At 63.8% G+C, this 19,134-nt stretch carries 20 protein-coding genes; 10 read left to right on the forward strand and 10 right to left on the reverse strand.

All coding sequences use genetic code 11. The features are described 5' to 3' along the window. The first annotated feature begins 75 nt into the window (after window positions 1-75). The 4 genes from HPO_RS07240 to rsmA all read left to right on the forward strand — a co-directional run bounded on the left by HPO_RS07240 (window position 76) and on the right by rsmA (window position 5,559). Window positions 76-2,256, forward strand: coding sequence for an LPS-assembly protein LptD (locus tag HPO_RS07240; protein WP_162174021.1), 2,181 nt, complete (start codon window positions 76-78; stop codon window positions 2,254-2,256). A 139-nt stretch (window positions 2,257-2,395) separates the two neighbouring features. Continuing rightward, window positions 2,396-3,643 carry a peptidylprolyl isomerase gene (locus tag HPO_RS07245; protein WP_035596361.1) on the forward strand — a complete coding sequence of 416 codons (1,248 nt, stop codon included), beginning with the start codon at window positions 2,396-2,398 and terminating at the stop codon, window positions 3,641-3,643. Window positions 3,644-3,658: 15 nt separating this feature from the next. Next, window positions 3,659-4,702: a 4-hydroxythreonine-4-phosphate dehydrogenase PdxA gene (pdxA, locus tag HPO_RS07250; protein ID WP_241767878.1), complete on the forward strand. Its 1,044-nt coding sequence runs from the start codon at window positions 3,659-3,661 to the stop codon at window positions 4,700-4,702. Further along, window positions 4,699-5,559, forward strand: a complete 861-nt coding sequence (gene rsmA, locus HPO_RS07255) for a 16S rRNA (adenine(1518)-N(6)/adenine(1519)-N(6))-dimethyltransferase RsmA (protein ID WP_035596362.1) — start codon at window positions 4,699-4,701, stop codon at window positions 5,557-5,559. Before pdxA ends, rsmA begins: the two co-directional genes overlap by 4 nt. Before the next feature lie 129 nt (window positions 5,560-5,688). Here the strand turns inward: rsmA and gmk are convergent, their stop codons facing one another. The 8 genes from gmk to fabD all read right to left on the reverse strand — a co-directional run bounded on the left by gmk (window position 5,689) and on the right by fabD (window position 11,957). Then, complete coding sequence (gene gmk, locus HPO_RS07260; RefSeq protein ID WP_035596365.1) at window positions 5,689-6,342, reverse strand: guanylate kinase; 654 nt, start codon at window positions 6,340-6,342, stop codon at window positions 5,689-5,691. Further along, complete coding sequence (locus tag HPO_RS07265) at window positions 6,332-7,216, reverse strand: YicC/YloC family endoribonuclease (RefSeq protein WP_035596368.1); 885 nt, start codon at window positions 7,214-7,216, stop codon at window positions 6,332-6,334. Before HPO_RS07265 ends, gmk begins: the two co-directional genes overlap by 11 nt. Then, window positions 7,216-8,253, reverse strand: a complete 1,038-nt coding sequence (gene mltG / locus HPO_RS07270; protein WP_035596375.1) for an endolytic transglycosylase MltG — start codon at window positions 8,251-8,253, stop codon at window positions 7,216-7,218. The genes HPO_RS07265 and mltG overlap by 1 nt, the downstream gene beginning before the upstream one ends. Before the next feature lie 202 nt (window positions 8,254-8,455). Next, entirely contained in the window at window positions 8,456-9,742 is a 1,287-nt protein-coding gene (fabF, locus tag HPO_RS07275; protein WP_035596378.1) for a beta-ketoacyl-ACP synthase II, read from the reverse strand. A gap of 15 nt (window positions 9,743-9,757) precedes the next feature. Then, window positions 9,758-9,991 carry an acyl carrier protein gene (locus HPO_RS07280; protein WP_035596381.1) on the reverse strand — a complete coding sequence of 78 codons (234 nt, stop codon included), beginning with the start codon at window positions 9,989-9,991 and terminating at the stop codon, window positions 9,758-9,760. 113 nt (window positions 9,992-10,104) lie between these two features. After that, complete coding sequence (gene fabG, locus HPO_RS07285) at window positions 10,105-10,842, reverse strand: 3-oxoacyl-[acyl-carrier-protein] reductase (protein WP_035596386.1); 738 nt, start codon at window positions 10,840-10,842, stop codon at window positions 10,105-10,107. Window positions 10,843-10,845: 3 nt separating this feature from the next. Further along, a complete protein-coding gene (locus tag HPO_RS20475; RefSeq protein WP_157532715.1) occupies window positions 10,846-11,001 on the reverse strand; it encodes a hypothetical protein in 156 nt (51 codons plus the stop codon). Window positions 11,002-11,006: 5 nt separating this feature from the next. Then, on the reverse strand, window positions 11,007-11,957 hold the full coding sequence (gene fabD / locus HPO_RS07290) for an ACP S-malonyltransferase (RefSeq protein WP_035596387.1): 951 nt from the start codon (window positions 11,955-11,957) through the stop codon (window positions 11,007-11,009). Window positions 11,958-12,170: 213 nt separating this feature from the next. Here fabD and rpsF point away from each other — a divergent pair, with 213 nt between their 5' ends. The 5 genes from rpsF to HPO_RS07315 all read left to right on the forward strand — a co-directional run bounded on the left by rpsF (window position 12,171) and on the right by HPO_RS07315 (window position 15,950). Further along, entirely contained in the window at window positions 12,171-12,509 is a 339-nt protein-coding gene (gene rpsF / locus HPO_RS07295; RefSeq protein WP_035596391.1) for a 30S ribosomal protein S6, read from the forward strand. Window positions 12,510-12,530: 21 nt separating this feature from the next. Next, window positions 12,531-12,788 (forward strand): 30S ribosomal protein S18, encoded by a 258-nt coding sequence (gene rpsR, locus HPO_RS07300; RefSeq protein WP_035596393.1) that lies wholly within the window; start codon window positions 12,531-12,533, stop codon window positions 12,786-12,788. Window positions 12,789-12,800: 12 nt separating this feature from the next. Beyond that, window positions 12,801-13,385 carry a 50S ribosomal protein L9 gene (gene rplI / locus HPO_RS07305; RefSeq protein ID WP_035596395.1) on the forward strand — a complete coding sequence of 195 codons (585 nt, stop codon included), beginning with the start codon at window positions 12,801-12,803 and terminating at the stop codon, window positions 13,383-13,385. A 171-nt stretch (window positions 13,386-13,556) separates the two neighbouring features. Next, window positions 13,557-15,047 carry a replicative DNA helicase gene (locus HPO_RS07310; protein ID WP_035596398.1) on the forward strand — a complete coding sequence of 497 codons (1,491 nt, stop codon included), beginning with the start codon at window positions 13,557-13,559 and terminating at the stop codon, window positions 15,045-15,047. Between the two features lie 204 nt (window positions 15,048-15,251). After that, window positions 15,252-15,950 carry a hypothetical protein gene (locus tag HPO_RS07315; RefSeq protein ID WP_035596402.1) on the forward strand — a complete coding sequence of 233 codons (699 nt, stop codon included), beginning with the start codon at window positions 15,252-15,254 and terminating at the stop codon, window positions 15,948-15,950. A 305-nt stretch (window positions 15,951-16,255) separates the two neighbouring features. Here HPO_RS07315 and HPO_RS07320 read toward each other — a convergent pair whose 3' ends face one another. Further along, entirely contained in the window at window positions 16,256-16,741 is a 486-nt protein-coding gene (locus tag HPO_RS07320; protein ID WP_035596408.1) for a CinA family protein, read from the reverse strand. Window positions 16,742-16,768: 27 nt separating this feature from the next. Continuing rightward, window positions 16,769-17,677: a crotonase/enoyl-CoA hydratase family protein gene (locus HPO_RS07325; protein ID WP_035596410.1), complete on the reverse strand. Its 909-nt coding sequence runs from the start codon at window positions 17,675-17,677 to the stop codon at window positions 16,769-16,771. 148 nt (window positions 17,678-17,825) lie between these two features. Between HPO_RS07325 and HPO_RS07330 the strand changes: the two genes are divergently transcribed. Then, window positions 17,826-19,130: a Xaa-Pro dipeptidase gene (locus HPO_RS07330; RefSeq protein WP_035596412.1), complete on the forward strand. Its 1,305-nt coding sequence runs from the start codon at window positions 17,826-17,828 to the stop codon at window positions 19,128-19,130. Window positions 19,131-19,134 lie beyond the last annotated feature (4 nt).

Raw genomic sequence — 19,134 nt, forward strand, 5'->3', positions numbered from 1 at the left:
CTCGGTTTCGGGATAAACGCGGTGCCAGATACCGGGTGGGGCGTTGTGTACGGGTTGTTCAGGATGCCGTCTGTCGTGAAATGGTCTCACTATGCCCTGCTCGCCGGTTTTTCGGCGGTCCTGCCGGTGGCGGCCCATGCACAGGGTACCGCGGACGCCGGCGCAACGGCTGAGGCTACCGATGAACGCGTGGTTCTGGAAGCCGATACGGTCTACGAAAACTCCGCCGACAACACCATCATCGCCGAAGGCAATGTCGAAGCCCTCTATCAGGGCCGCATCCTGCGCGCCGACCGGCTGATCTATGACCGCACCACCGAGCGCGCCCGCGCTTCGGGCAATGTCATCATCATCGAAGCCGATGGCAGCCAGCAATTCGCCGATGAGGTCGATGTCGGCCCCAACCTCTCGGATGGCTATGCCATCGGCTATTCCGCCCGCCTGGAAGGCAATGCCTCGGTCGCGGCGAAATCGGCCATCCGCCGCTCCGATGGCATCAACGCCATGGAGCATATCGTCTACACTGCCTGTCCCGTCTGCGAGGGGAAAAATCCCACATGGCAGATCCGCGCGCGGCGCGCGGTGCTGGATGAAGAAACGCAGATGATTTCCTATCGCGACGCGGTTCTGGAAGTCGGGGGCGTACCGGTCTTCTACCTGCCCTACCTATCGCATCCCGACCCCAATTCAGAGCGCCGCTCGGGCTTCCTGATGCCGAATGCAGGCATCTCCACGATGCTCGGCACCTTCTACAAGCAGCCCTATTACTGGGCCGTGTCGGACTATTCAGATCTCACGATCTCGCCCACCGTCTATGAGAATGTGAACCCGCTGATCGGCGTTGAGGGGCGCAAGCGCTTCTATTCCGGCGCCGTGAGTTTCGATGCCAGCTTCACCCACGAAGCCGATTTCGACAGCAACGGCACCACGTTCGGCGAAGAGACCTTTCGGGGCCACCTCTACGGCAACGGCCTGTTCACGATCAAGCCGGGTTGGAAGTGGGGCTTCGGCGTGGAAACCCAGACGGACGACCTCTACGACCTGCGCTACCGGATCAGCAACCAGAACGCCAAGCGCGGCCTCTACTCCAACCAGCCCCGCCGCCTGCTCTCCCAACTCTTCGTTACCGGTCAGGGCGACAGCTATTATACAGACGCCGCCGTTCTGAACTTCCAGGGCTTGCGCGGCGAGGATGATGCTTCCCGCCTGCCCCAGGTGGCGCCGCTCGCCTATGCCGAGAAATACTGGGATATGGGCAATCTGGGCTTCGCCTCCGTCAACGCCTCTTCGGCAATCCTCACGCGCGATGTCGGCGCCGATAGCCACCGTGTCAGCCTCGGGGGCGACTGGAGCACGATGAAAATCCTGCCCGGCGGCTTCACCTTCAAGCCCTTCGCAGAGCTGCGCGGAGATTATTACCTTCTGGACGAAGCGGTCAGCGGCAAGGATTCGGTGTCACGCGCTGTTGGCAACACGGGCGCCACGATCGCCTATCCGCTGATCCGGCGCGGCAAGAACGTTGATCTGATGATCGAACCCACGGTCATGGCCGCCTGGGGCTTCGCAAATGCGAACGACCCGGCCATCCCGGTCGAAGACAGCCTGCTCTACGAATTCGACGAATCCAGCCTGTTTGAACCCAATGGCGTGGGAAATTTCGACCTTTATGAGGGCGACGGAAAGCTGAGCGCCGGTATCACCGCACGCGCGATCTGGAAGAACGGCACAGAAGTCGCCACCACGGTCGGCCGCCGCTGGCGTTCCCGCGCTGACCCGAACTTTGATGTCGCCAGCAACCTTAATGGCACCTCGTCGGATTGGGTGGCCTCCACCAGCCTCAAGATGGGCAGCGCCCTGCAGCTCAACTCGCGCGTTCGTCTGAACGAGGACGACCTCTCGCTCAGCCGGCTCGATATGCGCGCGTCAACCTCGTTCAACCGCTTCCGCGCGGTCGGCCAGTATTACAAGATCGACCCGCGCATCAGCCCGGCCGGAACCTCCGATGAGGGCATCTATCTGCGCGGCGAAATCGATATAGCCGGCGGTTATTCGGTCATTTTCAGCCAGCTGCGCGATATCAGCCGCAATGTGGATACACGGCAGGAGCTGGGCATCGCCTACACTGACGACTGCGCGCGATTCGAGATCATCTATGACCGGTCCGAAGTCCGCGACCGGACGCTTGGCCCGCAGGAAAGCTTCCAGATCCGGTTCTCCCTGCTGTCCCTGGGCAATTTCGGCTCCAACGGCTTCTGAGCGGCGTCCACACAAAAAATGAACTGCAGCAAACTTCGCTGATGACTGTAGCGGCGCGTTGCGCGATGAGACGAGACTTGTAAGGTCTGCCAGCGAAAACAGGCCTATTTTCCCAATTCTGGGGCCATGGAGACGTCGTATGGTACGTGTTGTGTTCTTGGCAGCAGCTTTTGCGGCGATCAGCGCGCTCAGCGCCCCCGTTTCGCCCGCCAGCGCGCAGGAAACAGACCGGCAGACCCTCGAAGGCATTGCCGCCATCGTGAATGACAAGCCCATTTCCTATTCCGATGTGCGCCAACGCGCCCGCCTGCTGCTGCTGACGATTGGCGCCGCCAACCCGACCCAGGAACAGGTGCAGCAGATCACCAGCCAGGCGCTGGAACAGCTGGTTGACGAAAAACTGCAGCTGGACCGCGTGGCCGAATACAAGGTCGAGGTGGATGCCCGCGAAATCGACGCGGCGGTTCGCGATATGGCCGCTGATGCCGGCCTGTCCGGCGAAGTCCTCCGCCAGCAGCTGACGGCTTCCGGCGTCAACCCGGTCAGCCTTGAAGAACAGATGCGCGCCGAGATCGCCTGGAGCCGCCTGATGAGCGGCCTCTATGGCAACCGTATCCGCATCTCCGAGAATCAGGTCGACGATCAGCTCGACCGCCTGCGTGCCGCCTCCAAAAAAACCCAGTACCGGCTTGGCGAGATTTTCCTCTACGCGCCGGACGACGCCACCAAGGCGGAGGCCATGCCGGCCGCGCAATCCATCATTGCCCAGCTCAATCAGGGCGCTGACTTCCGCGTCGCCGCCCAGCGCATCTCCTCGGCCCCCACCTCCGCCGCCGGCGGCGATATGGGCTGGGTGACGACGGACGACCTCGATCCCGCCATTGCCGCCGCCGTGCGCGCGTCTTCCGGAAACGGCCTGCTCGAGCCGATCCAGACCGAAAACGGCATCTACATCATCCTGGTTGGCGGCAAGCGTGAGCCGGCCGAGCCGGTGACCCGCGTGGACCTGAAGCGCCTCGTCGCTTCAGACGGCGCCGAAGCAACGCTCACCGAAGCCATCGGCCGTATCAACAGCTGCGACGACGTCCAGTCGGTTGCCAACTCCCGCTCCACCCTCCGCGCCCAGGACATCACCGACATCAATGTCGAGGAGCTTGGCCCGGAAGGCCGCAGCCTCGTCCTGGCCGCCGATGTCGGCAGCCCAACCGAGATCTTCGCCGTCAGCTCCGGCCTCGCCGTGATGTATGTCTGCCGCCGCGAAGATGGCGCCGAGGCCCTGCCTTCGCGTGAAGACCTCAAAGGGTCGCTGAAATCCCGCGAGCTCAACATGATTTCCGAGCGCGAACTGCGCAACGCGCGGCGCCTGGCCACCATCATCTACCGCTAGGACAGGCGAAACCGCTTGATCCGCCGCGCAATTGGCGCGACACCCCGGCGCGTGACCACGCCCTCTGCACTCCCTCTGGCCCTGTCGATGGGTGATCCTGCCGGTTGCGGGCCGCAGATCACCATGGCTGCCTGGAAGGCCCTGCACGCTGACGTGGCCAGCGCCTTCTATGTCATCGGCTGGCCGGCGCTTTACCCCGGCGTGCCTGTGGAAATCATCGCATCGCCCGCTGAAGCCGCCGCCGTCTTTCCGCGCGCCCTGCCGGTTCTGCCGCTGGAGAATGCCCGCGCCGTCACCCCCGGAAAGCCTGATCCGGAAACCGCCGCCGGCATCATCGCCGCTATCACGCTGGCGACAGACCACGCCCTCGCCGGCCTGGCGGGCGCTGTGGTCACCAACCCGATCAACAAGGCGCTGCTCTACGGCCAGGGCTTCCGCTTTCCCGGCCACACCGAGTTCATCGCTGACCTCTGCGCGCCGGAGGGCGAGGCCGCGCCCGAGCCTGTGATGATGCTCACCGGCGGCGGCCTGCGCGTGGCGCTTGCCACCATCCACATGCCCTACGCCGCCGTCCCCGGCGCGCTGGCCGATGGCCGCCTGCCGCGCATCGCCCGCATTACGCACGCCGCCCTGAAACAGAATTTCGGTATTCCGACGCCCCGCCTCGCCTTCACCGGCCTCAACCCCCATGCGGGCGAAGACGGCACGATTGGCCGCGAGGAGATCGAGATCATCAATCCCGCCGCCGCGCAGCTGCGCGCCGAAGGCATCGGCATCTCCGATGCCCGCCCCGGCGACACGGTATTCGCCGAAGCGCTTGCCGGGCGGTTCGATGCCGTCATCGCCATGACGCATGATCAGGGCCTCATCCCGGTCAAGACGCTGGACATGTGGGGCGGCGTCAACACCACCCTCGGCCTGCCCATCATCCGCACCAGCCCGGACCATGGCACTGCCTATGACGCGGCCGCTGCCGGAACGGTCAAACCAGACAGCCTGATCGCAGCCCTCCACGCCGCGCGGGAGCAGGCCGCCCACCGCGCAAGGAACGCCGCATGAGCAACGACATCGACAATTACGATGAGGAGAGCGGCGAAACGCCCGCCCTCACCGATGCCCCGGCCCGCAAGGCGCTGGGCCAGCACTTCCTGTTCGATCCCAGCATCCTGAAGCGCGCCGCCAATGCCGCTGGCTCCGTCAAAGGGCAAACAGTCATCGAGGTCGGCCCCGGCCCCGGCGGCCTCACCCGCGCCATCCTGAACGAAGAACCTGCCCTACTGATCGCCGTAGAAACCGATCCGCGCTTTTCCGAAGCGCTGCTTGGCTGGCCCGAAGCGAAATCCGGCAAGCTGCAGGTGATCGCGAAGGATGCCCGCAAGGTTCACTGGGAAAAGGTGCTGACCGAAGCTGGCGCCACCACGCCGGTGATGATCATCGCCAACCTTCCCTACAATGTCGGCACCCCGCTGCTGATCGACTGGCTGAAAGCCGGCGCCTGGCGCGGGCGAATGGCGCTGATGTTCCAGAAGGAAGTGGCAGACCGGATCTGCGCCAAGCCTGATACCGATGCCTATGGCCGCCTCGCCGTCATCTCGCAGGCCGTCACCCGGCCGCGCATCGCCTTCACCCTGCCGCCGGGCGCCTTCCGCCCGCCGCCGAAGGTCGACAGCGCCGTGGTGGAGTTCGAGCCGCTGCCGCCGGGCGAGCGCTTCGAACATCTCGGGCTTCTGGAACAGATCGCCGGGGCCGCCTTCGGCCAGCGCCGCAAGATGCTCCGCGCGGCCCTCAAACCCTTCGCCAAGAAGCGCGGCATGAAAGCCGAGGCCTGGCTGGAAGACTGCGGCATAGACCCCACCGCCCGCGCCGAAACCCTCACTCAGGCCGAATTCCGCAAACTCGCCGAAAGCCTCGCCTAGACCCTAAAGCCCCTCTCCCTTGGGAGAGGGGTTGGGGTGAGGGGGCACTCCATGTCAGCCAAGGGCAGCGGGAGAGGTTGCTCCCCCTCATCCCCAACCCCTTCTCCCTCGGGAGAAGGGGCTACTACGCTAAGCCTCGCCCAACAGCGCCCGCACATGGTCTTCCAGATCCAGCTGGCGCAGGCGCTTCAAACGCTCCGTAAGCAGAATACGCTTCAGCCGCTGATACGCCACTTCCAGCTTGTCATTGACGATCACATAGTCATAGCGCCGCCAGTGCATGATCTCGCGCTTGGCGTCGTCCATGCGGCGGGTCACCATTTCCGGGGTTGAGCCTTCCCGGCCCATCAGCCGTTCCTGCAGCGCCTCGATGCTCGGTGGCAGGATGAACACCGACACCACATCATTCGGCATCTGGTCGTGCAGCGCGTCGGCGCCCTGCCAGTCCACATCGAACAGCACGTCCTCGCCCGCCTCAAGCCGGGCCACCGTATCCGCCTTCGGCGTGCCGTAATGCTTGTCGAACACCTGCGCCCATTCAAGGAACTCACGCCCCTCGATCATCTTCTGAAACGCTTCGGGCGTCTTGAAGTAATAGTCCTTCCCGTCCACCTCATTCGGCCGCGGCGGGCGTGTGGTCGCCGAAACCGACAGCTTCACATCGCTGAACTCGTCCAGCAGCATCTTTGACAGCGTGGTCTTGCCCGCGCCCGACGGGCTCGACAGCACCAGCATCAGCCCGCGCCGGTGGCCGCTGTCCTTGGGATGTCCGCTATTCGACATTGGCCGATTGCTCCTTGAACTGGTCGATCACCCCTTTGAGGCCAAGGCCGGCATTCGTCAAATCGAGGCTCAGGGATTTCGAGCAGAGCGTATTGGCTTCCCGGTTCAGCTCCTGCGCCAGGAAGTCCAGCTTCCGCCCGGCAGGCGAGCCCGCTTGCAGTAGCTCCCGGCCCGTCTTGATATGCGCCGCCAGCCGGTCCAGCTCCTCACGCACATCCGCCTTCGCCGCCGACAGGGCCACTTCCGCCGCATAGCGCTCGGCGTCCACCCGGCCTTCCCGGTCAAGGTCTTCCAGCTGCTTGGTCAGCTTCGCGCGGATCAGGTCCGGCTGCGCGCCCGCAAACGTCTCCGCCACGCCAGTCAGCCGCTCCATCTCGTTCAGAAGATCGCCGAGCAGCACCGCCAGCGACGCGCCCTCGGCCCGGCGCCCCTCGGCCAGCCCGTCCAGCGCCTCGCCCGCTGCCGCTGCCAGCAGGGCAATCGCTGCCTCATCCATCACATCCCGCGTGGAGGTCGCGCCTGCATCCACCACGCCCTTCACGGCCATCAGCGTCGCAATCGCTTCGGACGAAAGCTCGCGGCCCGAAACCTTGCGCGCCGCCTGCGCCAGGTCGGCCAGCAGCGCCTCATTGATCACGGCCGTTGCGCCAGACGCTGCCAGCTCTATCCGCAGGCCCACCTGAAGCGAACCGCGATTGAACCGCGCCGCCGCCATGGCCTTCACCTCCCGCTCCAGCGCCTCGGCGCCCGGAGGCACATTCACCCGCACATCCAGAGAGCGGCCATTGACGCTTTTGGCTTCCCAGGCCCAGCCGCCCCAGGCCGCTTCGCCCGTCACGCGGGCAAACCCCGTCATCCCCGACAATGTGCCCATCAGTTCGACCGCTCCCGTTCGATTTCCTTGCGCTCATAAGCGCGGTAAGCCGCAACATTGCGGTTATGCTCGGCCAGCGTTTTGGCAAAGAGATGCCCGCCTTTGCCGTCCGCCACAAAAAACAGATATTCCGTATCCGGAGGATTCAGAACCGCCGCAATCGCCTCCCGCCCCGGATTGCAGATCGGCGTCTTCGGCAGGCCGTCAATCTGATAGGTGTTCCATTCGGTATGCCGGTCGATCTCTGAACGGAACAATGTGCGGCGCTGCCCCTTGGCGTTGTAAAGCGGCTCGCCCTGCGAAATGCCATAGATGATCGTCGGGTCGCTCTGCAGGCGCATCCCCTTTTTGAGGCGCGTGGTGAAGAGGGCGGCAATCTCGTCGCGCTCCTCCGCAATACCGGTTTCCTTCTCCACGATGGAAGCCAGGATCACCGCCTCATAGGGCGTCTCCAGCAGCAGGCCCTCGGCGCGCTGGGGCCAGAGTTCCGCCAGCACATCGGCCTGCGCCTTCTGGACCTTCTCGATCAGCTGCTGGCGCGTCATGCCGCGGTGGAAAAGATAGGTATCCGGAAGAAGCGTGCCCTCCTCCGGCAACACTTCGGGCATCTCGCCCACCAGCGTTTCATCCGCCTCGATGATGCGCAGAAGCTGCGCCGTGGTACGCCCCTCCGGCAGCGTGATCCGGTGGAGAATGGAGCGGCCCTCGGTGAGCACCGTCAGAACGCCGGCCATGCTGATGCCGGGATCGAGGATATACTCGCCCGCCTTCACATGCGTGGCCGTGCCCTGCATTTCGTGGTCGATCCGGTTCTTGAGCAGAAGGACGCGGTCATCCTTGATGACGCCTTCTGCCTCCAGCCGGGCGGCCACCGCCGTCAGCGTGTCGCCCTCTGTCACCATGAAGACGATCTCGTCCTGCAGGGGCCCGGGCCGCGTCATTTCATTGTTGATCCATACCCAACCGGCCACGAGGGCTGCCGCCGCAATGAATGCGAGCACAAACACCCAGGCAAAGAGCGTTCTAAGGAATCCCATGCAGGCCTCTTGTTAGCGTGTCCCAGCGCGGAGTTCTAACCCGGCCAGATGGCTGGCGAAAAGCATACTCCGCAGCCGGATCAGGCAATAACCGATATGTCATGAACCTTGCCATGAGTCGCCGCGCTGTCAGGGAAAATGAAAAACCGCCGGCTTCACAGCCAGCGGTTCATTAGAATGCGTCAGACACTCGCGCGAGGCGTTAGTCGACCTTGCGCAGCACCAGCGAGGCGTTTGTACCGCCAAAACCGAAGCTGTTGGACATCGCGGCGCGCACCTGGCCCTTCTTGGCCTTGTGCGGGATGAGGTCGATCACCGTCTCGAAGCTCGGATTGTCGAGGTTCAGCGTCGGCGGCATCACCTGATCGCGAATCGCCAGCGCGCAGAACGCCGCCTCAATCGCGCCGGCCGCGCCGAGCAGGTGGCCAACGGCCGATTTGGTGGAAGACATCGAGATGTTCTTGGCGTGATCACCGAAGGCCCGCTCCACCGCGCCCGCTTCGCCCTCATCGCCTTTCGGCGTGGAGGTGCCGTGGGCGTTCACATAGTCGATCTCCGAAGGGTCGATCTTTGCGTTCTTCAGCGCCATCTTCATGGCGCGGTAGCCGCCCTCGGCGCCTTCGGCAGGGGCCGTGATATGGTAGGCATCGCCCGTCAGGCCATAGCCGATCACTTCGGCATAGATCTTCGCGCCGCGTTTCTTGGCGTGCTCATACTCTTCGAGCACCAGAACGGCAGCGCCTTCGCCCATCACAAAGCCATCGCGGTCCTTGTCATAGGGGCGCGAGGCCTTTTCGGGCGTGTCATTGAAATTGGTGGACATCGCCTTGGCCGCGCAGAAGCCGGCAATGCCGATGCGGCCGATCACGGCTTCAGCACCGCCCGCCAGCATGACATCGGCATCGCCATACTGAATCAGACGGGCAGAATCGCCGATGGCGTGGGCCCCGGTTGCGCAGGCCGTCACCACCGAATGGTTGGGGCCTTTCAGGCCGTGGCGGATGGACACCTGCCCGGAGGCCAGGTTGATCAGCGACGACGGAATGAAGAACGGGCTGACCTTGCGCGGGCCATGCTCGTGCAGCGTGATCGCCGTATCGTAGATCGATTCCAGGCCACCGATGCCCGAGCCGATCATGACGCCGGAACGTTCCTTTTCCTCTTCGGTCTCCGGCTTCCAGCCGGAATCCTCAAGGGCTTCGTCCGCCGCGGCGATCCCGTAAAGAATGAATTCGTCGATCCGGCGCTGCTCCTTGGCGGAGAGCACCTTGTCTGGATCGAAAGCGTGCGGATCGCCAGCCCCGCCCCCGCGGCCAGAAGCCCACGGAACCTGGAAAGCAATCTTGCACGGCATGTCGGACGCATCGAAGGCGTCAATCTTGCCTGCTCCGGATTTACCGGCAATCAGCCGCTCCCAGGTGGCCTCACGGCCATTGGCTAGCGGTGAAACGATACCGATACCGGTAATGACGACTCGACGCTCCGACATACTTGGCCCCGCGTCTTAGACGTGAGCCTTGATGTGCGAGACGGCGTCACCGACCGAACGGATCGACTCTTGCACGTCATCGGGGATCTCGATGTTGAACTCTTCTTCAAAAGCCATCACGAGTTCGACGAGGTCCAGCGAGTCTGCACCCAGGTCATCGATGAAGCTTGCGCTTTCCACGACCTTGTCAGCATCCACGTCGAGGTTCTCGACTACGATTTTCTTCACACGTTCAAAAACGTCAGACATGAATACCTCTCTCGATATGTCTGATGACTGGTCCTCATGCGAACCATTGGTGTTGCGCCTAGCACACACTACGGATGAGCGCCAAGCCCTAGTCTGATGCCCTACTGCTGGGCTTAAATCATTGCCATGCCGCCATTTACGTGCAGCGTCTGGCCGGTGACATAAGCCGCTTCATTCGAAGCAAGATACACTGCTGCTGCAGCAATGTCGCCGCCTGCCCCGAGCCTTCCGGCAGGAATCTGCCCCAAAAGCGCCGTTTTCTGGGCTTCCGGCAGCACATCCGTCATGGGCGATTCGATGAATCCGGGGGCAATCGTGTTCGCCGTAATGCCGCGCGAGGCGACCTCCTGGGCGATCGATTTGGTAAAGCCGATCATGCCCGCCTTGGAGGCACAATAATTTGTCTGTCCGGGATTCCCCGTAACCCCGACAACCGAGGTGATTCCGATGATGCGGCCATGGCGGCGCTTCATCATTCCCCTCACAGCTGATTTGGTCAGCCGGAAATAGCTTCCCAGGTTAACATTGATCACGTCGCTCCAGTCCTCATCCTTCATCTGGATGAGCAGCTTGTCGCGGGTGATGCCGGCATTCGCCACCAGAATGTCCAGCGGGCCGATGGCGGCCTCTGCCTGGCCCACCAGCGCGTCCACGGCGGCCGGATCAGACAGGTTGCAGGGCACAATCGCCGTCTCGCCCTTCAGGGTAGATGCCACTTCCTGCAGCACCGCTTCGCGCGTGCCAGAAAGGGCCACCTTGGCGCCTGCCTCGGACAGGGCCTGCGCAATCGCCCGGCCAATACCACCCGAAGCGCCTGTAACGAGGGCCGTGCGGCCCGTAAGGTCAAACATGGTCTAGTTTTCCTTGTCCTGCTGCCAGTATTCCTCGGGAGAAATTCTGGGCGCCTTGTTCTTTCTGTGCCGCCGATAAAGCTCCAGCGCTACCAGAAGGACGACAAACAGGAAAACATAGGTCCTGAAATCGCCAAACAGCAGCCGCGCAAGCTCCATACGTCTCAGCCCCCTTTGATCGCTTTCGCGAAGGCTTCCAGATCCTCGGGCGTGCCGAGGGTGAGGCCGTTCAGTGACTTCTCGATCCGGCGCTGCATGACCGTCAGCACCTTGCCAGCCCCGGCTTCCCCTGTCGTGGTGACGCCCTGGCTGACCATATACTGCACGCTCTCGGTCCAGCGAACCCGGCCGGTCACCTGTTTTACGAGATTCTGGCGGATCGTCTCGGGGTCAGTGACAGCGCTCGCCATGACGTTTGCCACCAGCGGCACCACCGGCGCCTTGATCTCTGCGTCCGCCAGCGCCGCCGCCATGGCGTCCGCCGCCGGCTGCATCAGCCCGCAATGGAAGGGGGCAGACACGTTCAGCGCCATCGCCTTCTTCACGCCATTGCCCTGCGCCCAGGCCACGGCCGCATCAATCGCCGCCTTGCTGCCGGAAATCACCAGCTGGCCGGGGGCGTTGTCATTGGCAATGTCGCACACCCCACCCGTCTCGCGGCCCGCCTTGCAGGCGGCTTCCGCCTGGTCGTAGTCGGCGCCCAGCAGCGCCGCCATGGCGCCCTGGCCCGGCTGCACGGCCGATTGCATGGCATTGCCCCGGATGCGCAAGAGGCGCGCGGTGTCCGCCACGCTGATCGATCCTGCCGATGCCAGCGCCGAATACTCGCCCAGAGAATGCCCGGCCACAAAGGCGGCATCCTTCGCCGAAATCCCGAAACCGGCCTCCAGCGCCCGCATCGCGGCCACAGAATGGGCCATCAGGGCGGGCTGGGTGTTGGCGGTGAGCGTCAGCTCGGCAATATCGCCTTCCCACATCAGGGTGGACAGCTTCTGGCCCAGCGCCTCGTCAACTTCGTCAAACACGGCTTTTGCCGCGGGGAAGGCCTCGGCCAGCGCCTTGCCCATGCCAATTTCCTGGCTGCCCTGTCCGGGAAAAATGAATGCGAGGGTCATGTTCGCCCTGTCTCCCTAGTTTTCCGGCGTGCCTAAAGCGCGTCCCCGGCGCATGCAAGCGCTTGAATTTTCCACAAGGATAGGCTTAAGAGCGCCTCTTCACAGCAAGGTGCGGTCCTCAAGTCACCGGAATGAGCCGGTAAAAGAGGGGCCATCACTGGAAGAGTTTCCCGCTCCCCGGTGCCGCATCTTCGTAATTTTGGGAATGAAAACATGGCACTGTACGAGCATGTCGTGATCACACGGCCTGATATCTCGCCCGCCCAGGTTGAATCCTTCATCGAAGAGATTTCCACCTTCCTCAAGGAAAAAGGCGCAACTGTCGGCAAGACCGAGTATTGGGGCCTTCGCAGCCTCGCTTACCCGATCAAGAAACAGCGCAAGGGTCACTACTCCCTGCTCAACATCGACGGCCCTGCCGATGCGATTCATGAGCTGGAGCGCCGCCAGCGCATCTCCGAAGACGTGATGCGCTACATGACCGTCCGCGTTGAAACGCTGAGCGACGAGCCTTCGCCGGTTCTCTCTCGCAAAGAACGCCGCCGCGACTAACCCGGCAGGAGGACAGATCACATGGCACAGAAAATCAACATCACGAACATTCCTGCCCGCCGCCCGTTCGGACGCCGCCGCAAGGTGGACCCGTTTACCGGCCAGAACGCTCAGGAAATCGACTACAAAGACGTGAAGCTGCTTCAGCGCTACATCTCTGAAAAAGGGAAAATCGTGCCGAGCCGCATCACGGCTGTAAACCTCAAGAACCAGCGCAAGCTTGCCCAGGCGATCAAACGCGCCCGCATGCTGGCCCTGATTCCGTTTGAAGTGAAGTAAGGAGAGACCCCCATGCAAGTCATTCTCCTTGAGCGCATCGACCGCCTCGGCAAGATCGGTGACGAAGTCCGCGTCAAGAACGGCTTCGCGCGCAACTTCCTCATCCCGCAAGGCAAGGCCCTCATCGCCAACGACAAGAATCGCAAGCGGTTCGAAGTCGAGCGTGAAGCCATCGAAGCCCGCAACGCCGCTGCCCGCGACGCTGCCCAGACCGAAGCGGAAAAACTCGAAGGCGCAACCTTCGTGCTGATCCGTCAGGCTGGCGAAACCGGCCAGCTCTACGGGTCTGTTTCGGCCCGCGACGTCGCAGAAGCTGCTGAAGCTGCCGGCTACAAGGTCGACCGCGCTGCGGTCCGCCTCGACAAGCCGATCAAGGCTATCGGCATCTCCGAAGTATCCGTCCGCCTGCACGCTGAAGTCAGCGTGAAAGTCCAGGTGAACGTGGCCCGTTCGACCGAAGAAGCCGAGCGTCAGGAAAAAGGCGAGGACATCGTCGCTGCCCTGGCCGCTGCCAACCAGGCTCAGGCCGATGAGCAGGCCGGCGAACTCGCCGCTGCCGCTGCCGAGCGCGCCGAACTGGGTGGCGACGAAGAGTAATCTTCGCCAGCCTTCCAGCACACAATCAGAAACGGCGGCTCTCACGGGCCGCCGTTTTTCTTTGGTCAGAAGGCTGGGGATGAGACCCGGGAATTTGCGCCCAGTCTGCTTCGGCGAGTCGCAAAACGAACCCGGTTCGTTATAGTAAACGTTTGCGCCACGGGGGTGCCCATGTCTGAGCAAAAGCCGGGAAGCGGCGCGATCACGCCGCCCAACAACCTTGCCGCCGAAGCCGCCGTGCTCGGCGCGATCCTGTTCGACAACAACGTCTACCAGTTCATCGCTGACATCCTCACCCCGAACGATTTCTACGCCCCCGCCCACCGCGAGGTGTATGCCGTGGCCTCCAACATGATCCAGACCGGCCGGGTCGCCGATGGCGTCACCCTGCGCGAATATTTCGAGCACCGGGAAAAGCTCGCCGAAATCGGCGGCGCGAAATACCTCGTCGACCTGCTGGACGCCGCCGCCTTCGGGCCGGAGGTGAAGGACTATGCCCGCATCATCCGCGACCTCGCCATCCGGCGCGAGCTGATCAATGTCGGCGGCACGATCCAGTCCCAGGCCATCACGCCCGAGCCCGACGACACCGGTTCGGTCCTCATCAACAAGGCCGAACGCGCCCTCTTCGATCTCGCCGAGCGCGGCAGCGCCGAGCGCGGCTTCTCCAGCTTCGCCGAAGCCCTCGCCGAATCGCTGATCACTGCCGAAGCCGCCTTCAAGCGCGGCGGCAAGATCGCCGGCATCCCCACCGGCCTGCGCGATCTCGACAGCCAGCTTGGCGGCTTCCACCGGTCTGACCTGCTGATCCTCGCCGGCCGCCCCTCGATGGGCAAAACCTCGCTCGCCACCAACATCGCCTATAACGCGGCCGCTGCCTACAAATACGAAACCCAGGAAGACGGCTCGAAGAAAACGATGGACGGCGCAGTCGTGGCCTTCTTCTCGCTCGAGATGTCGAACGAACAGCTCGCCACCCGTATCCTCGCCGAGCGCACCGGCATCAACGCCCACCGCATCCGCCAGGGCGACCTCACCAAGGCAGACTTCGAACAGCTCGTCGAAGCCACCGCCGAGTTGCAGAACCTGCCGCTCTATATTGACGACACCGGCGGCATTTCCATCAGTGAGCTGACGGCCCGCGCCCGCCGCCTGCAGCGCTCGGTCGGCCTCGACATGATCGTGATCGACTATCTGCAGCTGATCACCGTGTCGAATTCCGGCGGCCAGGCCAACCGCGTGCAGGAAGTCACTCAGATCACCACGGCGCTGAAAGCCCTCGCCAAGGATCTCAACGTCCCCATCGTGGCTCTGTCCCAGCTTTCCCGCGCGGTGGAACAGCGCGACGACAAGCGCCCGCAACTGTCAGACCTGCGCGAATCCGGCTCGATCGAGCAGGACGCCGATATCGTGATGTTCGTGTTCCGGGAGGAATACTACCTCGCGCGGACAGAGCCGCCCGCCGATCCGAACGATCCGACCTCGAACGAAAAATGGAATGCCTGGCGCGCGCGCATGGATCAGGTCTACGGCACCGCCGAAGTCATCGTCTCCAAACAGCGTCACGGCCCCATCGGCACAGTCAAGCTCGCCTTCGACTCCAACGTCACCCGCTTCGGAGACCTCGACAAATCCCGCATGGGCGAAGACGTCTACGAATAACGGCAAGGCCCTCCTCCGCTCCTCCCCGCGAAGGCGGGGATCTCGCAAGGCCCCGCAAAGCTCATCCTGAGCGAAGTCGAAGGATGAGCGGGCACGCCCCCTTATCCCCCAATATCCTGCAAAAAATCCCGGTTCTTTCAACCCCTTGAAAGAAATTCCGGCAAACTTGTCCACCCCCTCTGCGCCCATGCTAGTCTTCCCGGCATGGAAGACACGCCCCCTCAGCCTCCGGATGATCGTGACATCCTGAACGACCTCCTGGGAAGGACGCGGTATTTCATCCTTGATCTGATTGGGTTTCTTGACACTGCGCTGGAGCGGCTGGGAAACACCCCGCTCAGCGCGCGGGTTGTCCGCTATCTCACGCGCCGCGCGCTCCTGCCTGCGGAGGCTGCCCTGCGCCGGGCTATCATCCTCATGGCCTTCCAGCTGGAACCGGCACCCGCTGCCCCCGCCCGCGCGCCTGCCAAAGCCAGCGCCCGCCCGCCATCGCCCGGCCCTCAGGCTGCTGCCTCTCCCCGCGCGCCCCTGTTCCGCATGAGCGAGCCTCAGCCGCGCCCGGTAAAATATCCGGGCACAAACTATCTTCCCGAAGAACTCATGCCCCGCATCACACTGCTCACCGAGGCTGCCCTTGAGGCCCGCCCGGCTGCGGCCCCGCCGCCCGCGCCCCGCGATCCTGCCGCTGCCTTCCGCCGCCGCTTCGAAGCGCTGCGCGCCGCCTATGAGGCCCCCGCTCCGGTCGCCCGCCGCTGGCGCCGCCGGTGCGCCGCCTCAGCCGCCAGAACCCTGTCGTCCGGCAAGATCCCCGGCGCGGCCAGATCCCTCGGCCAGAATGCCCTCAGCCTGCTGCAGGAACTCACCCAGGCCGCCCGCAGCACGCCCCTCCTCAACACATCCTGAAATCCCCGCCCAATCAGCCGCCCGCCTCCCTCGCCCAGCGAGGGAGGATAAGGGCGTTTGTGCGCAAGTCAGATTCCCCCCTCCATCGTCACCCTCGATGGCCGAAGGCCATCTGAGGGCCTATCTCCTGAACGCTCCGCAGTCGCACATCTCATGATGCGTCTTCCCGGTTTCGCCGAAGGCGAAGACCAGGATCCAGACTTTCCTTCTTGCGCTGAATCCCGGGCTTTGCTTTCGCAAATCCCGGGAAGACGAAAGCGAAAGAAGATTGAATTTGACTGAATAGCAGCGCGCCGCCGCCAGCCTCAGCCGAGCCCGCCCCGCAACAGGTCCAGCGCCTCGGCCGCAAAGAGGCGCATATTCGCCTCCCGGTCTGAAATCCCGGTCTCCAGCGTGCGGGAAACCAGCACGCCCCCCGGCCCGGCCAGCGCCACGCAGGTATGCCCCGCATCGTCGCCATACATGTTGCCCGTTGGCCCGGAGGCGCCCGTCTCGCAGAGGCCCCAATCAGCCTCCAGCAGCTCGCGGATGCGCCCGGCCAGCATCCTGGCATAGGGCTCGGAGGAGGAGCGCTTGTCGCCCAGGTCTTCCCGCGTCAGGCCCAGAAGGCCGCGGAACGCCTGCGGGGTATAGATCACGCCGCCGCCCCGGTAGTAGCGCGAAGCGCCCGGCGCGGCCAGCAGCGCGGCGGAAATCAGTCCGCCAGCGGAAGATTCCGAAATCGCGACGGTCTCCCGCCGCGCCTTCAGGATGTCGCCAATCTCGGCGGCAAGGGGCAATAATGTCTGCATGGCCTTATCGCCCCTCGCCGTCCGGGTTTACTTGTTGCCGATCCATTCGAACTCTGGCTCGTCCCACCAGGGGAAGAAGCCCGGCATTCCGTCGGAAACTTTCACCGGATAGGTCGGCGTGCGCTTCTCCAGGAAGCTCATCACGCCCTCTTTCGCGTCCGGCGTCTTGCCGCGGGTATAGATGGCGGCCGAGTCCACGATATGCGCTTCCATCGGATGGCTCGCGCCCAGCATCCGCCACATCATCTGCCGCGTCAGCGCGTTGGAAACCGGCGCGGTGTTATCGGCAATTTCCTTGGCCAGTTCCCGCGCCACCGTCATCAGGTCCGCATGAGGAACAACACGGCTCACGAGCCCGCCCTTCAGCGCCTCATCCGCCGGGAACACGCGGCCGGTATAGCACCATTCCAGCGCCTGCTGGATGCCCACAAGGCGCGGCAGGAACCAGCTCGACGCCGCCTCCGGGTTGATGCCCCGGCGGTTGAACACAAAGCCAAAGCGCGCCTTGTCCGAAGCAATGCGGATATCCATCGGCAGCTGCATGGTCACGCCAATGCCCACAGCCGCGCCATTGATCGCGCCGATCACCGGCTTCAGGCTCTCGAAAATGCGCAGGGTCACGCGGCCGCCGCCATCGCGCTGGATGTCCACCGATTCGGTCCGGCCCTTCTCGCCATCCCCGGCGCGGGCGTCATAGTCGAACGTCTTGGCGCCTGCCGATAGGTCGGCCCCGGCGCAGAAGGCCCGGTCGCCATGCCCGGTGACGATCACCACCTTCACGTCATCATTGGCGTCGGTGATGTCGAAGGCCTCGATCATCTCGTACATCATGGTGCCGGTGAAGGCGTTCATATTGTCCGGCCGGTGCAGCGTCAGGGTGGCGATACCGTCCTCGATGTCGAGAATGATTTCCTTGAATTCCTTGGGCCTAGCCATCGTCGGGTTCCTCCAGTGATTTGTCTCCCGCCCGAGAAGGCCCGCCTTCCCTAACGTCCGTCAAGCGCGCCGGGGCGCTTGACGCAAGCGCATCCGCCACCGCACAACAGACACGACGCATGACGAAATTTTCAGGAATCGCCCGGCCATGATCCTTCGCGCTCTCGCTGCCGCCGCCGCAGCGCTCACGCTTGCCGCCAGCCCCGCTGCCGGCGAAACGGTCTACCTCACGGCGGGCCATTTCATTGACCCCGTTTCCGGGCAAACCGTGCGCGATGCCGCCTTCGTCATTGAGGAGGGCGTGGTCGCCCAGCGCGGCACCAAGGCCAGCCTCAAGGCTCCAAGGGACGCCAAAACGGTCGATCTCGGCCAGGCCTGGCTGATGCCCGGCTTCATCGACATGCACGTCCACCTCACCAGCGACGCCGAAGACGGCCCCTACTATTCCTTGAGCCTTTCGGACGAGCGGATGGCCATCAAGGGCGTCAAGAATGCCCGCAAGACCCTGCTCGCCGGCTTCACCACCGCGCGCAATCTCGGCGCCAAAAGCTATGCCGATGTTGCCCTGCGCGACGCCATTGAGGCCGGCGAAGTGCCCGGCCCCCGCCTGATCGTTTCCGGCCCGCCGGTCGGCATCACGGGTGGCCACTGCTCGGACATGAACCTCCTGCCCTCCGAATATGGCCTGAAAGGCGCTGGCGTTGCCAACGGCCCCTGGGAAATGCGCGCCAAGGTTCGGGAGAACATCAAATACGGCGTGGACCTGATCAAGACCTGCTCCACCGGCGGCGTCCTCTCCAAAGGCACTGCGCTGGGCGCAGCGCAAGGTACGATCGAAGAGATTGAGGCCATCGTCGAAGAGGCCCATGCCCGCGGCCTCAAGGTCGCCAGCCACGCCCACGGCACCGTCGGCATCCGCAACGCCATCCTCGCCGGTGTGGATACGGTCGAGCATGGCTCCATCATGGACGAGGCCACCATCCAGCTCGCCGTCGAGCATGGCACCTATCTCTCGATGGATATCTACAACACCGAATACATCCTCTCCGAAGGCGCGAAGAACGGCCTCCTGGAAGAATCCCTCGCCAAGGAACGCTCCATCTCCGCCCGCCAGCGCGCCAGCTTCAGCGCCGCCGTGAAGGCCGGCGCCAAGGTCGTCTTCGGCTCCGATGCCGGGGTCTATCCCCACGGCCTCAACGGCAACCAGTTCTCCCGCATGGTCACCTTCGGCATGACGCCGATGCAGGCCCTGCGCGCGGGCACCTCCTTCGCTGCCGAAGCCCTCGGAAAATCCGGAGAAGTCGGCTGCGGAGACGTGGGCTGCAAGGCAGATTTTGTCGCCGTCACCGCTGATCCATTGGCAGACATGCAGCGCCTGGCCGATGTGGACTTCGTGATGAAAGGCGGCGTCGTCTACAAGCAGAGCGGCGTGCCGCAGGCTTCGTCCTTCTAAGGAT

The organism is Hyphomonas polymorpha PS728 (genome assembly GCF_000685315.1).
Lineage (GTDB): Bacteria > Pseudomonadota > Alphaproteobacteria > Caulobacterales > Hyphomonadaceae > Hyphomonas > Hyphomonas polymorpha.